The following is a 15,828-nucleotide window of genomic DNA, read 5'->3' as shown; positions in this document are numbered from 1 at the left end:
GAAACACTCCTATTTGCCGAGGCAGAAGCGCGAGAAGATCTCGCCCAGTACCATCTCCACATCTATGCGCCCAATGAGCGAATCAAGGCGGCGGATGGCAGTACGCAGATTCTCTGCGGCCAGCTCGGTCCTGTCCGGCCCGGCTTTTACCTCAATCAGCCCCGCTTCCAAAGCCCCAAGCGCGGACTTCATTGCTTCTGCATGACGGGCATGCGTCGCGGTTGCCTGACGGGCGGCGCGGTTGGACAGTGTATCCGTGATCCGGTCCACAAGTTCCGACACGCCCTGACCGGTCGTTCCAGAAATGCCGTCAGCGTCGTGAAGATCGGCCTTCCCGAGCAATACTATGTCATCAGGTTGAAGCGGAATACTCGGCTGCTCGTCGGGCGCCGATTTCAGGAACACGCGCAGATCCGCCGCCTCTGCGCGCGAACGGGCGCGGTCGATACCGATGCGTTCCACCTCGTCGCCTGCTTCGCGCAAACCGGCGGTATCCAGCACCGTCACCGGCAAGCCGCGCAAATCCATCCGCACCTCGATCACATCCCGCGTGGTCCCTGCAATGTCCGACGTGATCGCCGCCTCGCGCCCGGCGAGTGCGTTCAGAAGCGTGGACTTGCCAGCATTGGGTGCACCGAGAATGGCCACCTCGAACCCGTCACGGATCCTCTCGGCCACATCCACCCCGGCGATCTCGCGCCTCAGGTCATCCATGACCGGGGTCAGCAGAGCCACCACTTCCGGCGTCACATCAACCGGCACCTCCTCATCGGCAAAGTCGATGGTGACCTCCAGCAAGGCCGCAGCCCGCAGCAGATTGTCGCGCCATCCCTCTACCAGTTGACCCAGACTGCCTGACAGAACCCGCAGGGCCTGCACCCGTTGCGCCTCGGTTTCCGCGTCGATCAGATCGGCCAGCCCCTCGACCTGCGCCAGGTCCATGCGGTCGTTTTCCAACGCTCGGCGGGTGAATTCCCCCGGCTCTGCCATGCGCGCCAGCCCCGTGGCGGAAATCGCCGCCAGAACGGCCTTGACCGTCGCAGGGCTACCGTGGGCCTGAAGCTCTACCACATCCTCCCCAGTGAAGCTGTGCGGAGCCTGGAAGGCCAAAACCAGCGCATCATCAAGATGGGTACCCTGCCCGTCACTCAACCGACGCAGACGCGACTCTGCGGGTGCAGGAACCGACCCGGAAAGCGCCCGACCCACGGCAAACGCGTCCGGACCCGAAATACGGATCACGGCGACGCCGGCCTTTCCCGGCGCCGTGGCCAGCGCAAAGATCGTGTCCATGGGCCCCTCCGCGGGGTCAGCTGTTCATTGAATCGAAGAACTCGGCGTTCGTCTTGGTCTGCTTGAGCTTGGAGATCAGGAACTCGATAGCGTCGGTCGTGCCCATCGGGTTCAGAATCCGGCGCAGCAGGAAGGTCTTGTGCAGGTCCTTGGAATCGACCAGCAGATCCTCTTTCCGAGTGCCGGACTTAAGAATGTCCATCGCCGGGAAGACGCGCTTGTCGGCGACCTTGCGGTCAAGCACGATTTCCGAGTTACCGGTGCCCTTGAATTCTTCGAAGATCACCTCGTCCATGCGGCTGCCAGTGTCGATCAGCGCAGTAGCGATGATGGTCAGCGATCCGCCTTCCTCGATGTTCCGGGCAGCACCGAAGAAGCGCTTGGGTCGTTGCAGGGCGTTCGCATCCACACCACCGGTCAGCACCTTGCCAGAGCTGGGAACGGTTGTGTTATAGGCGCGGCCAAGGCGGGTGATGGAGTCGAGCAGGATCACCACGTCGCGCTTGTGTTCCACCAGACGCTTGGCCTTCTCGATCACCATTTCGGCCACGGCAACGTGACGGGTGGCCGGTTCGTCGAAGGTCGAGGAGATGACCTCACCCTTCACCGACCGCTGCATATCCGTCACCTCTTCCGGGCGTTCGTCGATCAACAGGACGATCAGGTAACATTCCGGATGGTTCTTCTCGATCGAGGTCGCGATGTTCTGCAGCAGAACCGTCTTACCCGTGCGCGGTGGTGCCACGATCAGCGACCGCTGGCCTTTCCCGATCGGCGAAACCAGGTCGATGATGCGGGCGGAGCGATCCTTGATGGTCGGATCGTCGATTTCCATCTTCAGCCGCTCATCGGGATAGAGCGGCGTCAGGTTGTCGAAGTTGATCTTGTGGCGGGCGCGTTCCGGATCTTCAAAGTTGATCTGCGCGACCTTCACCAGCCCGAAATAGCGTTCGTTTTCGCGCGGGGCGTGGATCACGCCCTCAACCGTATCACCGGTCCGCAAGGAATGCTGGCGGATCATGTCTGGCGAAACGTAAATGTCATCGGGGCCCGGCAGATAGTTTGCCTCTGGCGAACGGAGGAACCCGAACCCGTCCTGAAGCACCTCCAGCACACCGTCGCCAGAGATCTCCCAGCCCTCTTCAGCGCGCTCCTTGAGGATCTGGAACATCATCTCGCCCTTACGCATGGTCGAGGCGTTTTCGATGTCCAGCTCCTCGGCCATCGCCAGAAGGTCTTTGGGAGATTTGGCTTTCAGATCAGCCAGGTTCAGAGTTTCAGTAGTCATGGAAAATAGTCCCTCGGCTGGCCCTGCCCTGTTTCAGGCATGCCGCGTGTCGGTATTCATAGGGAAACAGCAAGGCCGGACGGCCAAGTTGACAAGCGAGATAAGGAAAGGCCGCGACCAAGTCAACCGGGCTTAGGAAAACGGCCGAGCGATAACGGAAATCACGATCACGACCATCAGCACCGTGGGAAGTTCGTTCATCATCCGATAGGTCCGACCCGTGCGGATGTTCTCGCCCTTGGCGAAGTCCTTGCGACGCAGGGCCAGCCAGTGATGAAACCACGTCATCCCCAGCACAGCCGCCGCCTTGGTCCACGGCCAGACGTCACCCCAATAGACGATGCCCGGTGTAAAGACGAGCGCGAGGCCAAAGATCCACGTGGCGATCATCGCGGGGTTCATGATCACCCGCAGCAGCTTGTATTCCATGGTCTGGAAAAGCTGGTCGGTATCGTTGCCCTGACCCACCTGTTCGGCGTGATAGACGAAGAGACGCGGCAGATAGAACAGCCCCGCCATCCAGGCGAGCACTGACATCACATGCAGGCTCTTGGTCCAGGGATAGGCTGCCGCCAGAAAATCACCGATCATGGGTCGCTCCGTTCTCTGCCCCTTCAATAAATATATTTATTTAAAAGAAAAGATGATGTGGTTGTTGTACCGGGGATAACTGGGAAAACCGGGTTTAACCGGAAGAGCCCAGAGGCTTCTCCACAGGTCTTTGACCCCCACGCCTTCATGGATCATGATCTGTGGAATAAGAATAATTGTATTGCAATATCAAATATATATGAGAAATCATCTTGTGAATAACCATGGGAGAATCTGTGCCTGACTCCAGCAGCATCACATAAATCCCCGTCTAACTGGTGATGAACTGTCCCCGTGGAAAACACTTGGGCAAAACACCGTGGAAGGGCGATCCGGGCTTGGATGACCGGGGAAGTCGAAGATATACAGAACCCATTCCCGGGCTTGGCCCCAGACTTGTTCATAGAGTTATCCAATGACGCAGATCATTCTGGCCTCGAGCTCCGCCATCCGGCAGACGCTGCTGACCAATGCCGGTATCCCCTTCACCGCCCTGCCCGCGCGCATTGACGAGGACGCGATCAAGGCCGCTTTGCTGGCCGAAGAGGCGACCCCGCGCGATGTGGCCGATGCGCTGGCCGAGTTCAAAGCCCGCAAGATCGCTGAAAAACACCCCGAGGCCACGGTGATTGGTTCGGATCAGGTTCTGGAATTTCAGGGCCAGATCCTGTCCAAGCCAACCAGCAAGGAGGAAGCAGCCGACCAACTGCGCGCGCTGCGGGGAAAACAGCACAAGCTGCTCTCTGCCATCGTCGTCTATTCCGGGGCCGAGCCGGTCTGGCGCTATGTCGGTCAGGTCCGTCTGCTGATGCGCGACAGCAGTGACGACTATCTGGCGGCTTATCTGGCCCGGAACTGGCCGGGGATCGGGGACAGTGTGGGTAGCTATAAGCTGGAAGAAGAGGGCGCACGGCTTTTCAGCCGTATTGAAGGGGACTACTTTACCGTTCTGGGTCTGCCACTTCTGGAACTCATCGGGTTCCTGACCCAAAAAGGAGACATCGAGGGATGACGGAAAAGCTGTTGCTGGCCGGGGTAATCGGCGACCCGATTGCACATAGCCGGTCCCCCCGGCTGCATGGCCACTGGCTGTGGCGCTACGGGATCGACGGGCATTATGTGCCGCTACATGTCACCCGAGAGCGGTTGCATGACACCCTGCGCCTGTTGCCCGACCTGGGGTTCAAGGGCGTCAATGTCACCATTCCGCATAAAGAAACCGTGCTGCAGATTGCCGATTCCGTGACCGATCGGGCGGCGCTGATCGGTGCGGCCAATACGCTGACCTATACGGCGAATGGGAAATTGCAGGCCGATAATACCGACGGCGTCGGTTTCATGGAGAACATTCGACAATACACACCCGGTTGGTCCGCCTCCGAAGGGCCTGCGCTGGTACTTGGGGCCGGAGGGGCCGCGCGGGCGGTGGTTTCCGCCCTGCTCTCTGACGGTTGCCCGCATGTGTTTCTGGTCAATCGCACCCGTGCCCGGGCCGAAGCCCTTCAGGATCATTTCGGCGCCAAGGTCCATGTCGCGGACTGGACGCGGATTCCCAACGTGCTTGATGAGGTTGCTTTGCTGGTTAACACAACCTCCCTTGGGATGGTCGGCAAGCAACCCCTTCATATCGACCTGGACAGGCTGAATCCGGCAACGGTCGTTAATGACATCGTCTACACCCCTTTGCGGACGGAACTGCTGGAAGAGGCCGCTGCGCGTGGCTGTCATACCGTCGACGGATTGGGAATGCTGCTGCATCAGGCCGCACCGGGGTTCGAACGCTGGTTCGGTATGAAACCGGAGGTCGATGACGACCTGCGCGCGGTGGTGTTGGGGGAATGAGCTTTATTCTCGGCCTCACCGGCTCTATCGGCATGGGGAAATCCACCACAGCCCAGTTTTTCCGCGATGCGGGCGTGCCGGTCTGGGATGCGGATGCCGCCGTGCACCGGATCTATGCCAAGGGCGGCGCTGCGGTTGAGCCGATTTCGAAGATCTGCCCGGATGCGACCGCCATCGGAAAAGTGGACCGTGACGCGCTGAAAGAGTGGATCGCGCGGGATGACACGGCGCTGGCGCAACTTGAACGGATCGTGCACCCGCTTGTCGCCGCAGATCGCGCGGATTTTATTGCCGCCAACACAGACGCGCCTCTTATCGTTTTGGACATCCCCCTGCTTTTCGAAACCGGATCGGCCGCCAATATGGACGGTGTGCTTGTCGTGTCCGTCGATTCCGAGGAACAACGCCGCCGGGTTCTGGCGCGAGAAACAATGACCGAGGAGATGTTCGCCTCGATCCTCGCGCGGCAGACGCCCGATGCCGAGAAACGCGCCCGTGCTGATTTCGTGATCGAGACCTATGATCTGGACAGCACCCGTGCGGACGTGATGAAACTGATCGAAAGGCTGACCGGGGAACATCATGCGTGAGATCGTGCTCGACACTGAAACGACCGGATTCGACCCTGAATCAGGGGATCGGATCGTCGAGATCGGGGCAATCGAGCTTTATAACCACCTGCCTACGGGCGAAACGTTTCACGTTTACATCAACCCGGAACGGTCCATGCCGGACGAGGCGTTTGGCGTGCATGGAATCGGGCCAGACCTGCTGGAATCCGGCCCGCGCGGCCCGAACCCCGGAGAGGTGACGCTGAAGGACAAGCCGGTTTTCTCGGCCTTCGGGCAGAAATTCCTCGACTTCGTGGGCATGGATTCCAAGCTGGTCATCCACAATGCCAGCTTCGACATGAAATTCCTGAACGCGGAACTGCGTTGGCTGAATCTGCCGCAGATCCCATGGGAACGTGCCGTCGATACGCTGGCCATTGCGCGCAAGAAATTTCCCGGCTCGCCAGCCTCGCTCGATGCGCTTTGCCGCCGGTTTGGGATTGATAACTCGTCCCGAACCTTGCACGGCGCGCTGCTCGACTCCGAGATCCTGGCGGAGGTCTATCTGGAACTGATCGGCGGGCGTCAGCCAGATTTCGCCTTGTCAGCGCGCGTGGAAACCACATCAACCGGTCAACCGACCGAAGCCTGGCGCCCGAAACCACGGCCCAATCCGCTGCCCTCAAGGATCAGCCAAGAAGAAGCCGCCGCCCATGCGTCCTTTGTCGAGGAGATGGGCGACGGCGCTGTCTGGAAGAAATTCGGCTGATTACGCGTCCGCGTGCGGCTTGGTCTGCGCGACGCGGGCCAGCTGGTTGCGATAGATCTGCACGAAATCCATGTTGTCGAGGTTCAGCGGCGGGTAGCCACCGTCGCGCGAAATGTCGGACACGATGCGGCGGATGAACGGGAACAGCATGCGCGGGCATTCGATATGCAGGAACGGATGCAACTGCTGCTCGTTCACGTTCTCGATCTGGAAGACGCCGGCATAATCAAGCTCGATCAGGAAAATCTGCGCGCCATCGTCCTTGGTTTTGTTGTCGATCTTCAGTTTGACGACAACATCGTACTGGTTTTCGGTCTGGCGCTTGCGCGCTTCGACACCGACCTGCACCTGAATTTCGGGCTGCGTGTTGCCCTGCAGGGATTTCTGGGCGGCGATGTTCTCGAAAGACATGTCTCTAATGAACTGGGCAAGGACCTGCATCTTGGGCAGGACGGGGGCCTGCGCTGCGCCTTCGGGGGCTTGGGTCCCGTTTTCTTCGGCCATCTGTATCTCCGGGTTTAAAAGGTTGCAGGCGGTTTATCAGGTGAATTCGGCTGCCTCAATGGCGAGTCCACCCGGAAGGCCCGTTTCGCGGCGGGTTTTCGTCAACTTCATAGTCGCCTTCGATGATCACATCGGGGCTGTGACGTGTTTGCGTCCATTGCTGCTGCCCGGCAACAACCGATTCAACCTTGATCCTTTTGCGCAGCTCTCGAAGCACCAGATTGCGAAAGCCCGGAACCAGCAGCGCAAAGCCAAGCGCGTCGGTGAAGAAGCCCGGCGTCAACAGAAGTGCCCCGGAAAACAGGATCATCGCGCCATGTGCCAGAGGCTCAGTCGGATCGTTCAAGTCGTTGAAACTGGTGCGAAGATTGGCCATCGCCTGAGCGCCCTGCGACCGCACCAGCATGGATCCCAGAACCGCTGTCAGCACAACTATTCCAAGTGTCGGCCACAAACCGATCAGCCCGCCCACCTGGATGAACAGGGCGATTTCAATCAGCGGCACGCCGATAAACAGGAAAAACAGCCACATCTTGCGTCCTTTCTTCGACAACAGCGGCGGTTGGCACATGGACTTGACCGCCCCCCGCGCCTACATATGTGCCATCGAGCCGCAAGATTTAACCCCAACCGCCCGAAAGAGGTTCCGACATGAATTCCCTACTGCAGCTTCTGGTGTTGGCCGGGATCGCAATTTTCCTGATCCTGAAGCTGCGCAGCGTTCTTGGAACACGCGACGGGTATGAGGCGCCTCCGTCCGAGGCACCAACCCGACGCAGCCCCCCCCGCCGGGATTTCGAGGTGATCGAGGGCGGCCCCGATCGCGATATCACCGATCATGTGGACGATGGCACCGATGCCGCCAAGGCGCTTGCCGCGATGAAGATGGCAGAGCCGGGCTTCTCGGTGTCGGAATTTCTGCAAGGTGCGCGTGGCGCCTATGAGATGATCCTCATGGCCTTTGAAAACGGCGATGTCGAAGGGCTGCGCCCGTTCCTGGCCGATGACGTGATGGAAACCTTCGAAGAGGTGATCCGCAACCGCGAAGAACAGGGCCTGTCCATCGACGCGAATTTCGTCGGGGTGCGGGAACTGGCGTTGCAGGACGCGAGCTTCGACCGGTCTGACAATATGGCCGAAGTCACCGTGCGTTTCGTGGGTGAGCTGACCTCTGCCGTGCGCAATGCGGCGGGGGAGCTGGTCGAAGGCGACCCCAATGCGATCAAGCGCCAGCGCGATGTCTGGACCTTTGGCCGTAAAATGGGCAGTTCCGATCCGAACTGGGTTCTGGTCGCAACCGGCGGGTGATCCCCCATGCGCGGCGGGCTTTTTTCTCTGGTCTTGTCCGCCGCGACCCTGTTTTGTGCCCCTGTGATGGCACAGCACAACGCACAGATACTCAGTTTCGACGATCTCGACGGATGGGCCGAGGACGATCATCAAGCGGCGCTTGAGGTCTTTCTGAACACCTGCCCGGATATGAATGACGGCGAATGGCTGCGGCTTTGCGCAGTCGCGCAGCAGCAGCCCAATGCCCGCACTTTCTTTGAGCTGTTCTTTCGCCCGGTTCTGATCGGCGGTGATGAACCCGCGCTTTTCACGGGCTATTTTGAGCCGGAACTGAGCGGGTCATTGACCCAAACCTCCCGCTACCGGTTCCCCGTCTATCGCATGCCGCCAGATGTGGTGGAGCCATGGCACACCCGTCGAGAGATTGAACAGGACGGGCTGCTCGAAGGCCAGGGGCTGGAAATCGCCTGGGTCGATGACGCGGTCGAACTGTTCTTCCTGCAAATTCAGGGGTCTGGACGCATTCGTCTGCCCGATGGCCGCGTGATCCGCGTGGGGTATGCTGGCCGCAACGGGCACGAATACCGCTCCATCGGTCAGGAATTGATCCGCCGCGGCATCTATCAGCCCCATCAGGTCTCGGCGCAGGTCATCGGGTCCTGGGTCAGGCGTAACCCGACCGCGGGGCGGGAGCTGCTCTATCACAACCCGTCCTACGTGTTTTTTCGCGTCATCCGCACGCGGAATCCCGATGACGGGCCGCTCGGCGCCATGAACCGATCCATCACGCCGATGCGTTCGATTGCGGTCGATCCCCGGTTTACGCCGCTTGGCGCGCCGGTCTGGATCGAGAAGGATGGCGAAAGCCCGCTGCGCCGGCTGATGATCGCCCAGGACACGGGATCTGCGATCCAGGGCGCGCAGCGGGCCGATGTGTTCTACGGTTTCGGGGATGAGGCCGGGTTGGAAGCGGGCCGTATCCGCGACCCCGGACGGATGATCGTGTTGATGCCGATCGAGCTGGCCAACCTGATGGTCCCGGACGCCTGATATGTCACGAAGAAGGCCCAGAACACTCAGCGCGGAGGACCGCAAGCTGTGGTCCGCCGTGACCCGCACGGTCACAGCCGCGCGCCCCCAGAAGCAGAAGGAAGACCTCGCGCCCGCGCCAGACCGGCACCACCCGAAACCGAAGCACAAGCAAAGCTTCGAGGTCAGCGATTTCCGCATAGGGGAGGCCGCGACAAGCGCCCTACCCGGCAGTCAGCTCGCGCCGTCGGTTTCCGAACGGCTGGCCCATGCCCCGGTGAGGATGGATCACGGCACCCACAAGAAGATGCTGCGCGGCAAGCTGAAGCCCGAGGCACGGATCGACCTGCACGGAATGACGCTGGCGCAGGCGCACCCGGTTCTGACGCGGTTCATCCTCGGTGCGCATGAGGACGGTCTCAGGCTGGTTCTGGTGATCACTGGCAAGGGCAAGGATCGGGATGATCCCGGCCCCATTCCCATCCGGCGCGGGGTGCTGAAACATCAGGTTCCAAACTGGCTGCACATGCCGCCGCTTGGCCGCGTTGTCTTGGATATCCGGGAGGCACATATCCGCCATGGCGGCGCGGGGGCGTATTACGTCTATCTACGCCGGGCGCGCTAGGCTGCGGGCAGCGGTTGTCACCCCGAACCAGATCAGGCCAGAGGCCAGCAGGAACCACATCGTGATTCCCAGCATCTGCTCGGGGAATGTGATGCCCCGATCAATCAGCACCCCCGAAATCGCGGGCCCGATTGCCGAACCCAACACCATCGCAGCCGTGGCGATGGACTTGATCCCGCCGATATGGCGCGTGCCATAGAACTCCGCCCAGAAGGCGGAGGGAAGCGTTGAATTCGCCCCCGTTGTCATCGCCATCAGGGCAAATGCCAGCGCCGCGCCCCAAAGCGACTCGGCGCTCGCCATCACCACAAAGCTGATCGCAATGGGGATCTGGTAAAAGGGCATCAGCCGCTTGGTGCCGAACCTGTCGATCGCCCATCCGGCCAACAGCATGAACAGGGTCGACACGCCCGTATAGACCGGGAACAGCGCGACAAAGCCCACATGGCTCCAACCCTTGACCTCGGCCAGATGCACCTGCTGGAAAAACAGTGCGGTGACGAAGGCCGATGGCCCCAGAATCGAGGGTAGCACGAACCAGAACAGCGGATGACGCAGCATCTCCTTTCGGGTCCAATGCCGCCCGTTCATGCCAAGCGCGTTGTCGCTTTCAGCAAGCGATTGCGGGGTACGTTCCTGGCGCAGCAGCCTCTGCATCACCGGCAACATCAGCAAGATGAACAGGGCTGCAACCATCCACAGGTAGTGCCAGTCGATCAGGGTCATGGCCGCCACGAACAGCACAGGCAAGATCGCTTCGCCAACGGCATAGCCCGAGGCCGCGATGGCCAGCGCCTTGCCCCGCGTTGCCACGAACCATCGCGCCATGGCGACCATCGCGATGTGGCTTGTCATGCCCTGCCCGGTGAAGCGCAGAAGGAAAATGGACAAGGGCAGAAACGCGGCATAGGGATTGAACGCCATGAACAGGCAGGCGAAGGCCAGCCCGGCGAACACGATGGCCCCCAGCACCCTGACCCGCAGCCGGTCGGTCAGAACCCCGGACCAGACCATAACGATGGCCGATGCCGTGGTGCCGAGGGAGTAGATCAGCCCCCAATCCCCGTCCGACAGGGAAAAGGTGGACATGATCTCGCCCGCGAAGATCGAGATGAAGAAGGTTTGCCCAAAGCTCGACGTGAAACTCAGCAAGGCCCCGGCCAGCAGAAACGCCGCATTGTCGCGCAGGAAAGACAGCGCGGCGGTCATTGTCCCACCGGCGACAACAGGATTTGCGTGGCGTTCCTGACCGTCAGAACCGTGCCGGAGACCAGATCAATCGGGATATCCCCGCTTCCCGTGCCAATATCGGGCAGGCCCTGAAACATCTGGATCAGTGAAGGCGAGGTGACCAGAGTCGAATGATTGGTCCAGTCCCCGACACCGGATCGGAAGGCAGAGATATCGACCAGCAGAATGTTGAACTCGGCCACATCTTCTGCCGTGCCCAGATTGCCAAGCCGGTTCTGCCGCCCGGTGATGCCTGCCGACAGTCGCAAGGCGCGGTCATTGGCCGAGGTAAAGACGACGAAGGGTTGCGGCAGCGGGTCCACGGCGCGGGCCTGGCTCTGGAACACTTCGATGTCGATATCGGGCGAGATCAGCACAATCCCTGACAGGGACTGCAAGACGGTGTCATCGCCCGAAATGCGGATCTGGCGCAGGGTTTCCATTGTGATATGGCCACCAAGCGAATGCCCCACCAAAAGGATGCGCCGCGCCCCCGCAGCGTGCAGATCGCGCAGGAACTGTTCCAGAGCATCCCGTGAAAACGCCGCACTTTCCCGGTCGAAGACATAGCCGAAAGGGTTACCCGCGCTTGGCCAGGCGAAATGCGCAGTCAGGCCGGGGGCCTCGTAGTCATGGGCCATCTGCGCGATGCGGAAGAGGCCCGAGGCGAAGTTGTTGTTGTAGCCATGAACGAACACCACGACCTCCCGATCCTCGGGCGGCAGCGCGGTCAGCGCCGTGCGAATATCGGCACGAAAAGCCGTGGGGCTGGGATAGCTGCCAGCATCCGTCACGACGAAATCGGTTGTCGGGTCAGGCACCTGGCCCTGTGGCCAAGTCACCTCGCCCAAGTCACGATTCGGCGGAATAGAGACATCAAACCGCGCATATTCCACCCCGCTTTCCCGTCCCGCCGTAAAGTTCTGATCCTCGAATGCGCGATTGGTGGCGACGAACACGGTCCGCATCCCGGCATCCGGAACGGTGCGGGTGACCATGGCGATATTCGGCGGTGTTCCGCAGGCGGCTGTCAGAAACAGAAGCGCGGCCAGAAGGAAACGAGTCACGGGCAAAGAACCGGAATAACAGGGCGTTTGCCCGCCCTATAGCACGTAGCGCCCGAGATCGGCAGAGCGCATCAGCTCGCCCAGATTCTTTTCCACGAATGCGGCATCCACGACAACGGCATCACCCCCCCGGTCCGGGGCCGTAAAGCTCAGCTCTTCGAACACCCGCTCCATCACCGTATAAAGCCGCCGCGCGCCGATATTTTCCACGCTGGTGTTCACCTCGGCGGCAATCGCAGCAAGTGCCTTGATCCCATCCTCGGTGAAGGTGACAGTCACCTCCTCGGTGGCCATCAGGGCGGTGTATTGCCGGGTCAGGGCGTTGTCGGTTTCCGTCAGAATCCGCACGAAATCCTCTTCCGTCAGCGCCCGCAGCTCCACCCGAATGGGCAATCGCCCCTGAAGTTCGGGCAGCAGGTCCGAGGGCTTGGCGATGTGGAAGGCACCCGAGGCGATGAACAGGATATGGTCGGTCTTGACCGGCCCGTGCTTGGTGCTGACGGTCGTGCCCTCGATCAACGGCAGCAGGTCGCGCTGCACGCCTTCGCGGCTCACATCTGCCCCGCGCGCGTCGGACCGGGCAGAAACCTTGTCGATCTCGTCGATGAAAACGATGCCGTTCTGTTCCACCGCACGCACCGCTTCGCGCGTCACGGTTTCGGCATCCAGCAGCTTGTCCGCCTCTTCGTCGATCAACACGTCATAGCTGGAGGCAACGGTCATCCGTCGTTTCACGGTGCGCCCGCCGAAGGCCTTTCCGAAGATGTCGCCAAGGTTCATGCCGCCACCCATGGCCCCCATGCCGGGCTGGCCGGGGATCTCGAACATGCCGCCCATGGGGTTGGAGGTATCGGCAACCTCCAGCTCGATCATCTTGTCGTCCAGCTCGCCCGAGCGCAGTTTCTTGCGGAACATCTCCCGCGTCTGTTCGCGGGCATCGGTTCCGGCCAGGGCCTCGATCACCCGGTCCTCGGCGGCTTGATGCGCATTGGCCTTGACCTCTTCGCGCATGTGCTCGCGCACCATGATCTGCGCGGCATCCACCAGATCACGGATAATCTGTTCCACATCGCGGCCGACATAGCCCACCTCGGTGAACTTGGTGGCTTCAACCTTGATGAAGGGCGCACGGGCGAGTTTCGCCAGACGGCGGCTGATCTCAGTCTTGCCCACGCCGGTGGGGCCGATCATCAGGATGTTCTTGGGATAGACCTCGTCCCGCAGATCATCCCCCAATTGCTTGCGCCGCCAACGGTTGCGCAGGGCCACGGCGACAGCGCGCTTGGCGTCTTTCTGGCCAATGATGAAGCGGTCCAGCTCGGACACGATTTCGCGGGGGGTCAGGTCGGTCATTTGGTACTCCAGCAGGGCTTCGATGAGACATACGCATCCTGAGGGAGGAGTCCAAGGGGGTGGACAATTGTAGATACAACCTGTAGATACAAATAGCGGTTTTTTTAGTTCTCGTGTTGCGTTTACCACCCTTCGAGCCGCCAAGGGCAACCGACGGAGACAGAGCGATGAAAGAGTTCATCAGCGATCAGTCATGCTCAGGAGGTGCCCTCGATGTTCGAATGGGACGAAAACAAGCGGCAGCTGACACTTCAAAAACATGGAATCGATTTCATAGACGCGGCGGAAATACTGGAGGGCGAGTACCTGTCTCTTCCTGCCCGCAGCGAGATCGAACAGCGTCAGATCGCGATAGGATATCTGAACGGCATCCCTATTGCCGTGGTTTTCACGATCCGGGAGGACGCGATCCGGATCATTACAGCCCGGAGGGCCCGACGAAATGAGCGAGAAGCATATGACGCGCATGTCGCTCGACGAGATGCGGAAACAGAAAAGCCAGACTGATTGGGAGCGTCTCAGGGCGGCACCCGATCATGAAGGCGAAGCCGAGGTCGAGGTTGATTGGGCCTCGGCCAGATTGGTGGAGCCAGAGCCAAAGAAACTGATTTCCCTGCGCATCGACGCCGATATTGTGGAGTTTTTTCGCAACCAGGGGAAAGGCTACCAAACCCGGATGAACGCTGTTCTTCGGGCCTACAAGGACGCGCAGGAGAAAGCGGGTTAAGCGTCTTCCGGGGTCAGAATGTCCCAGGGGGGAAGGCGGGTTTTGCCGGGGAAACCCGGCAGCGTGTTCATGATGGCGCGGCGGATGTTTTCCCATTGCGCACCAAGGACGATCAGCACGAGGCCAAGCATGAAGATGGACAGGAAGGCCGCGCCCTCCATCACCGTGAAGGCCAGCGCCACGATATAGCCGACACCGGATACCAGAAAGGACCGGCGGTCGATGGCGATGGCAAAGATCGCCATGGCCAGAACGAACACCAGCACCATCAGCTGCGCGGTGACGGTTCCAATATCAAACAGCGTCAGGGACACCGTGTTGACGATGGCAGGGGCGGCAATGACGTGCAGCCAGAAGCCGCTGGACGACCGGCGTGTGACGCGATGCGGGTCGCTCATGTCAAAGCGCAGGGCGACGGCAAGCCCGACAAGCCCAAGCACGATGGTCAGGACGGCGAAGGGGCCTTCCGCTGACAGAAGAAACAGGTCGCGCGGATCATCGGGCAGGGTGCCGCCGATCGCGATGATGCCAAAGCAGGTGGCGAAGACGCCAAGCGCAATCAGAGCCATGGCAAAGGGCACACGAAATACAGCGTAATAGGCGCACAGCAGCACGGTCGACAGTCCGGCGCCAAGCGTCAGGGTTATCGGCAGGTCCCCCCGAAACATCCAGCTGAGGCCCATGCCGAACTGTGCCGTCGAAATACCGAAGAAGATCGCCAGCGCGATGGAGGGGGCAACCATCCGGCGCTTGAGCGTGAAATAGCGGGCCAGCAGAATGACCGCCCCCGCGGCCAGAGCCGCATAGACCATCGTGGCGATGTAGCCGATAGATGTGATCTCGAACAGGCTGAGCCCGGTCAGCCCGAGCCAGCCTGCGAAAAAGATGCTCAGACCTACGACGATGAAAATCTCGTTAAAGCCCTTGAACAGCTCGAACGGTTCATCAAGCCCGGTCATGTGTTCGCGCACCCCGCGCCTAGCGTCGGACAGGGCTACAAGGGATGCCGCCTGAGCCTCTGATATCATGCCCGCGCCGACGGCGGCGCGGATATCGTCGCGGTTGACGCCGGTCATGCGCCGATCCGTTCCACCGTCAGGTTGCCATTGGTGTAGACGCAGATATCGGCGGCGATGGCCATGGCGCGGCGGGCGATATCCTCGGCCCCCATGTCGCTGTCAATCATCGCGCGGGCAGCGGCGAGCGCGTAGTTCCCGCCCGATCCGATCGCTGCAATCCCGTGCTCGGGTTCCAGCACATCGCCCGCGCCGGTGATGACGAACAGGTCGCGCCCATCGGTGACGATCAGCATCGCTTCCAGTTTTTGCAGGTACTTGTCGGTCCGCCAGTCCTTGGCCAGTTCGACGCTGGCGCGGGCCAGTTGACCGGGTGTCGCCTCCAGCTTGGCTTCCAGACGTTCCAGCAGGGTAAAGGCGTCGGCGGTGGACCCGGCAAATCCGGCCACAACCTCATGTCCGCCCGGTTTCAGACGCCGCACCTTTCGGGCGCTGCCCTTGATCACGGTCTGACCGAGGCTGACCTGTCCATCGCCCGCAACGACAACCTCGTCGCCCTTGCGAATGCCGATAATGGTTGTGCCGTGCCAGCCGGGAAAGTCGGAATTGCTCATGTCGTCTCCTTGCTTCCCTCGTATATGACCCCCAAGGCG

The 15,828-nt window shown here is 60.8% G+C and carries 19 protein-coding genes; 9 read left to right on the top strand and 10 right to left on the bottom strand.

Features of this window, described 5'->3' with window-relative positions; translation table 11 throughout:
- Positions 1–9: 9 nt before the first annotated feature.
- The 3 genes from mnmE to hemJ all read right to left on the bottom strand — a co-directional run bounded on the left by mnmE (position 10) and on the right by hemJ (position 3,172).
- Positions 10–1,293, bottom strand: a complete 1,284-nt coding sequence (gene mnmE / locus RBB16_RS01385; protein ID WP_306044420.1) for a tRNA uridine-5-carboxymethylaminomethyl(34) synthesis GTPase MnmE — start codon at positions 1,291–1,293, stop codon at positions 10–12.
- A gap of 16 nt (positions 1,294–1,309) precedes the next feature.
- Entirely contained in the window at positions 1,310–2,581 is a 1,272-nt protein-coding gene (gene rho, locus RBB16_RS01380) for a transcription termination factor Rho (protein WP_071691699.1), read from the bottom strand.
- Positions 2,582–2,713: 132 nt separating this feature from the next.
- Positions 2,714–3,172 carry a protoporphyrinogen oxidase HemJ gene (hemJ, locus tag RBB16_RS01375; protein ID WP_306044419.1) on the bottom strand — a complete coding sequence of 153 codons (459 nt, stop codon included), beginning with the start codon at positions 3,170–3,172 and terminating at the stop codon, positions 2,714–2,716.
- 415 nt (positions 3,173–3,587) lie between these two features.
- Here hemJ and RBB16_RS01370 point away from each other — a divergent pair, with 415 nt between their 5' ends.
- From RBB16_RS01370 to dnaQ, 4 genes are read left to right on the top strand one after another with little or no spacing between them, the layout of a single operon-like run.
- Entirely contained in the window at positions 3,588–4,184 is a 597-nt protein-coding gene (locus RBB16_RS01370; protein ID WP_306044417.1) for a nucleoside triphosphate pyrophosphatase, read from the top strand.
- Complete coding sequence (locus RBB16_RS01365; protein ID WP_306044416.1) at positions 4,181–5,014, top strand: shikimate dehydrogenase; 834 nt, start codon at positions 4,181–4,183, stop codon at positions 5,012–5,014. Before RBB16_RS01370 ends, RBB16_RS01365 begins: the two co-directional genes overlap by 4 nt.
- Positions 5,011–5,604 carry a dephospho-CoA kinase gene (coaE, locus tag RBB16_RS01360; protein ID WP_306044415.1) on the top strand — a complete coding sequence of 198 codons (594 nt, stop codon included), beginning with the start codon at positions 5,011–5,013 and terminating at the stop codon, positions 5,602–5,604. Before RBB16_RS01365 ends, coaE begins: the two co-directional genes overlap by 4 nt.
- Complete coding sequence (gene dnaQ / locus RBB16_RS01355) at positions 5,597–6,334, top strand: DNA polymerase III subunit epsilon (protein ID WP_306044414.1); 738 nt, start codon at positions 5,597–5,599, stop codon at positions 6,332–6,334. Before coaE ends, dnaQ begins: the two co-directional genes overlap by 8 nt.
- On the opposite strand, the gene secB is transcribed toward dnaQ, so the two are convergent.
- Both secB and RBB16_RS01345 read right to left on the bottom strand, forming a co-directional pair.
- Complete coding sequence (gene secB, locus RBB16_RS01350) at positions 6,335–6,838, bottom strand: protein-export chaperone SecB (RefSeq protein WP_071691693.1); 504 nt, start codon at positions 6,836–6,838, stop codon at positions 6,335–6,337.
- Positions 6,839–6,893: 55 nt separating this feature from the next.
- The gene (locus tag RBB16_RS01345; protein WP_306044413.1) at positions 6,894–7,370 is read right to left on the bottom strand and encodes an FxsA family protein; all 477 of its coding nucleotides are present in this window, start codon (positions 7,368–7,370) and stop codon (positions 6,894–6,896) included.
- Positions 7,371–7,489: 119 nt separating this feature from the next.
- Between RBB16_RS01345 and RBB16_RS01340 the strand changes: the two genes are divergently transcribed.
- From RBB16_RS01340 to RBB16_RS01330, 3 genes are read left to right on the top strand one after another with little or no spacing between them, the layout of a single operon-like run.
- Entirely contained in the window at positions 7,490–8,146 is a 657-nt protein-coding gene (locus RBB16_RS01340) for a Tim44/TimA family putative adaptor protein (RefSeq protein ID WP_306044412.1), read from the top strand.
- Between the two features lie 6 nt (positions 8,147–8,152).
- Positions 8,153–9,178 (top strand): murein transglycosylase A, encoded by a 1,026-nt coding sequence (locus RBB16_RS01335; protein WP_371931199.1) that lies wholly within the window; start codon positions 8,153–8,155, stop codon positions 9,176–9,178.
- 1 nt (position 9,179) lies between these two features.
- Positions 9,180–9,782 carry a Smr/MutS family protein gene (locus RBB16_RS01330; protein WP_306044411.1) on the top strand — a complete coding sequence of 201 codons (603 nt, stop codon included), beginning with the start codon at positions 9,180–9,182 and terminating at the stop codon, positions 9,780–9,782.
- Here the strand turns inward: RBB16_RS01330 and RBB16_RS01325 are convergent.
- Genes RBB16_RS01325 through hslU form a run of 3 tightly spaced genes read right to left on the bottom strand, consistent with a single transcriptional unit; the run spans position 9,765 to position 13,432 of the window.
- Positions 9,765–10,991 (bottom strand): nitrate/nitrite transporter, encoded by a 1,227-nt coding sequence (locus RBB16_RS01325; protein ID WP_306044410.1) that lies wholly within the window; start codon positions 10,989–10,991, stop codon positions 9,765–9,767. The genes RBB16_RS01330 and RBB16_RS01325 overlap by 18 nt on opposite strands.
- Complete coding sequence (locus RBB16_RS01320) at positions 10,988–12,079, bottom strand: alpha/beta hydrolase (protein WP_306044409.1); 1,092 nt, start codon at positions 12,077–12,079, stop codon at positions 10,988–10,990. The genes RBB16_RS01325 and RBB16_RS01320 overlap by 4 nt, the downstream gene beginning before the upstream one ends.
- A gap of 36 nt (positions 12,080–12,115) precedes the next feature.
- Positions 12,116–13,432, bottom strand: a complete 1,317-nt coding sequence (gene hslU, locus RBB16_RS01315; RefSeq protein ID WP_306044408.1) for an ATP-dependent protease ATPase subunit HslU — start codon at positions 13,430–13,432, stop codon at positions 12,116–12,118.
- A 213-nt stretch (positions 13,433–13,645) separates the two neighbouring features.
- Between hslU and RBB16_RS01310 the strand changes: the two genes are divergently transcribed.
- Entirely contained in the window at positions 13,646–13,939 is a 294-nt protein-coding gene (locus RBB16_RS01310; RefSeq protein WP_306044407.1) for a BrnT family toxin, read from the top strand.
- Entirely contained in the window at positions 13,899–14,159 is a 261-nt protein-coding gene (locus RBB16_RS01305; protein WP_306044406.1) for a BrnA antitoxin family protein, read from the top strand. Before RBB16_RS01310 ends, RBB16_RS01305 begins: the two co-directional genes overlap by 41 nt.
- Here RBB16_RS01305 and RBB16_RS01300 read toward each other — a convergent pair.
- Both RBB16_RS01300 and hslV read right to left on the bottom strand, forming a co-directional pair.
- Positions 14,156–15,235, bottom strand: coding sequence for a hypothetical protein (locus tag RBB16_RS01300; protein WP_306044405.1), 1,080 nt, complete (start codon positions 15,233–15,235; stop codon positions 14,156–14,158). The genes RBB16_RS01305 and RBB16_RS01300 overlap by 4 nt on opposite strands.
- Complete coding sequence (gene hslV, locus RBB16_RS01295; protein ID WP_306044404.1) at positions 15,232–15,789, bottom strand: ATP-dependent protease subunit HslV; 558 nt, start codon at positions 15,787–15,789, stop codon at positions 15,232–15,234. Before hslV ends, RBB16_RS01300 begins: the two co-directional genes overlap by 4 nt.
- Between the last annotated feature and the right edge of the window lie 39 nt (positions 15,790–15,828).

The sequence above is a fragment of the Nioella sp. MMSF_3534 genome (genome assembly GCF_030732985.1).
In the GTDB taxonomy this organism is placed as follows: Bacteria; Pseudomonadota; Alphaproteobacteria; order Rhodobacterales; family Rhodobacteraceae; genus Nioella.
Note: the sequence above shows the minus strand (reverse complement) of the source record. Positions and strands in the feature narration are given on the sequence as shown.

Bases quoted from the DNA above. Each gene is read 5' to 3' on its own strand.
- mnmE (WP_306044420.1), bottom strand. From the start codon at position 1,293: ATGGACACGATCTTTGCGCTGGCCACGGCGCCGGGAAAGGCCGGCGTC.
- rho (WP_071691699.1), bottom strand. From the start codon at position 2,581: ATGACTACTGAAACTCTGAACCTGGCTGATCTGAAAGCCAAATCTCCC.
- hemJ (WP_306044419.1), bottom strand. From the start codon at position 3,172: ATGATCGGTGATTTTCTGGCGGCAGCCTATCCCTGGACCAAGAGCCTG.
- RBB16_RS01370 (WP_306044417.1), top strand. From the start codon at position 3,588: ATGACGCAGATCATTCTGGCCTCGAGCTCCGCCATCCGGCAGACGCTG.
- RBB16_RS01365 (WP_306044416.1), top strand. From the start codon at position 4,181: ATGACGGAAAAGCTGTTGCTGGCCGGGGTAATCGGCGACCCGATTGCA.
- coaE (WP_306044415.1), top strand. From the start codon at position 5,011: ATGAGCTTTATTCTCGGCCTCACCGGCTCTATCGGCATGGGGAAATCC.
- dnaQ (WP_306044414.1), top strand. From the start codon at position 5,597: ATGCGTGAGATCGTGCTCGACACTGAAACGACCGGATTCGACCCTGAA.
- secB (WP_071691693.1), bottom strand. From the start codon at position 6,838: ATGGCCGAAGAAAACGGGACCCAAGCCCCCGAAGGCGCAGCGCAGGCC.
- RBB16_RS01345 (WP_306044413.1), bottom strand. From the start codon at position 7,370: ATGTGGCTGTTTTTCCTGTTTATCGGCGTGCCGCTGATTGAAATCGCC.
- RBB16_RS01340 (WP_306044412.1), top strand. From the start codon at position 7,490: ATGAATTCCCTACTGCAGCTTCTGGTGTTGGCCGGGATCGCAATTTTC.
- RBB16_RS01335 (WP_371931199.1), top strand. From the start codon at position 8,153: ATGCGCGGCGGGCTTTTTTCTCTGGTCTTGTCCGCCGCGACCCTGTTT.
- RBB16_RS01330 (WP_306044411.1), top strand. From the start codon at position 9,180: ATGTCACGAAGAAGGCCCAGAACACTCAGCGCGGAGGACCGCAAGCTG.
- RBB16_RS01325 (WP_306044410.1), bottom strand. From the start codon at position 10,991: ATGACCGCCGCGCTGTCTTTCCTGCGCGACAATGCGGCGTTTCTGCTG.
- hslU (WP_306044408.1), bottom strand. From the start codon at position 13,432: ATGACCGACCTGACCCCCCGCGAAATCGTGTCCGAGCTGGACCGCTTC.
- RBB16_RS01310 (WP_306044407.1), top strand. From the start codon at position 13,646: ATGTTCGAATGGGACGAAAACAAGCGGCAGCTGACACTTCAAAAACAT.
- RBB16_RS01305 (WP_306044406.1), top strand. From the start codon at position 13,899: ATGTCGCTCGACGAGATGCGGAAACAGAAAAGCCAGACTGATTGGGAG.
- RBB16_RS01300 (WP_306044405.1), bottom strand. From the start codon at position 15,235: ATGACCGGCGTCAACCGCGACGATATCCGCGCCGCCGTCGGCGCGGGC.
- hslV (WP_306044404.1), bottom strand. From the start codon at position 15,789: ATGAGCAATTCCGACTTTCCCGGCTGGCACGGCACAACCATTATCGGC.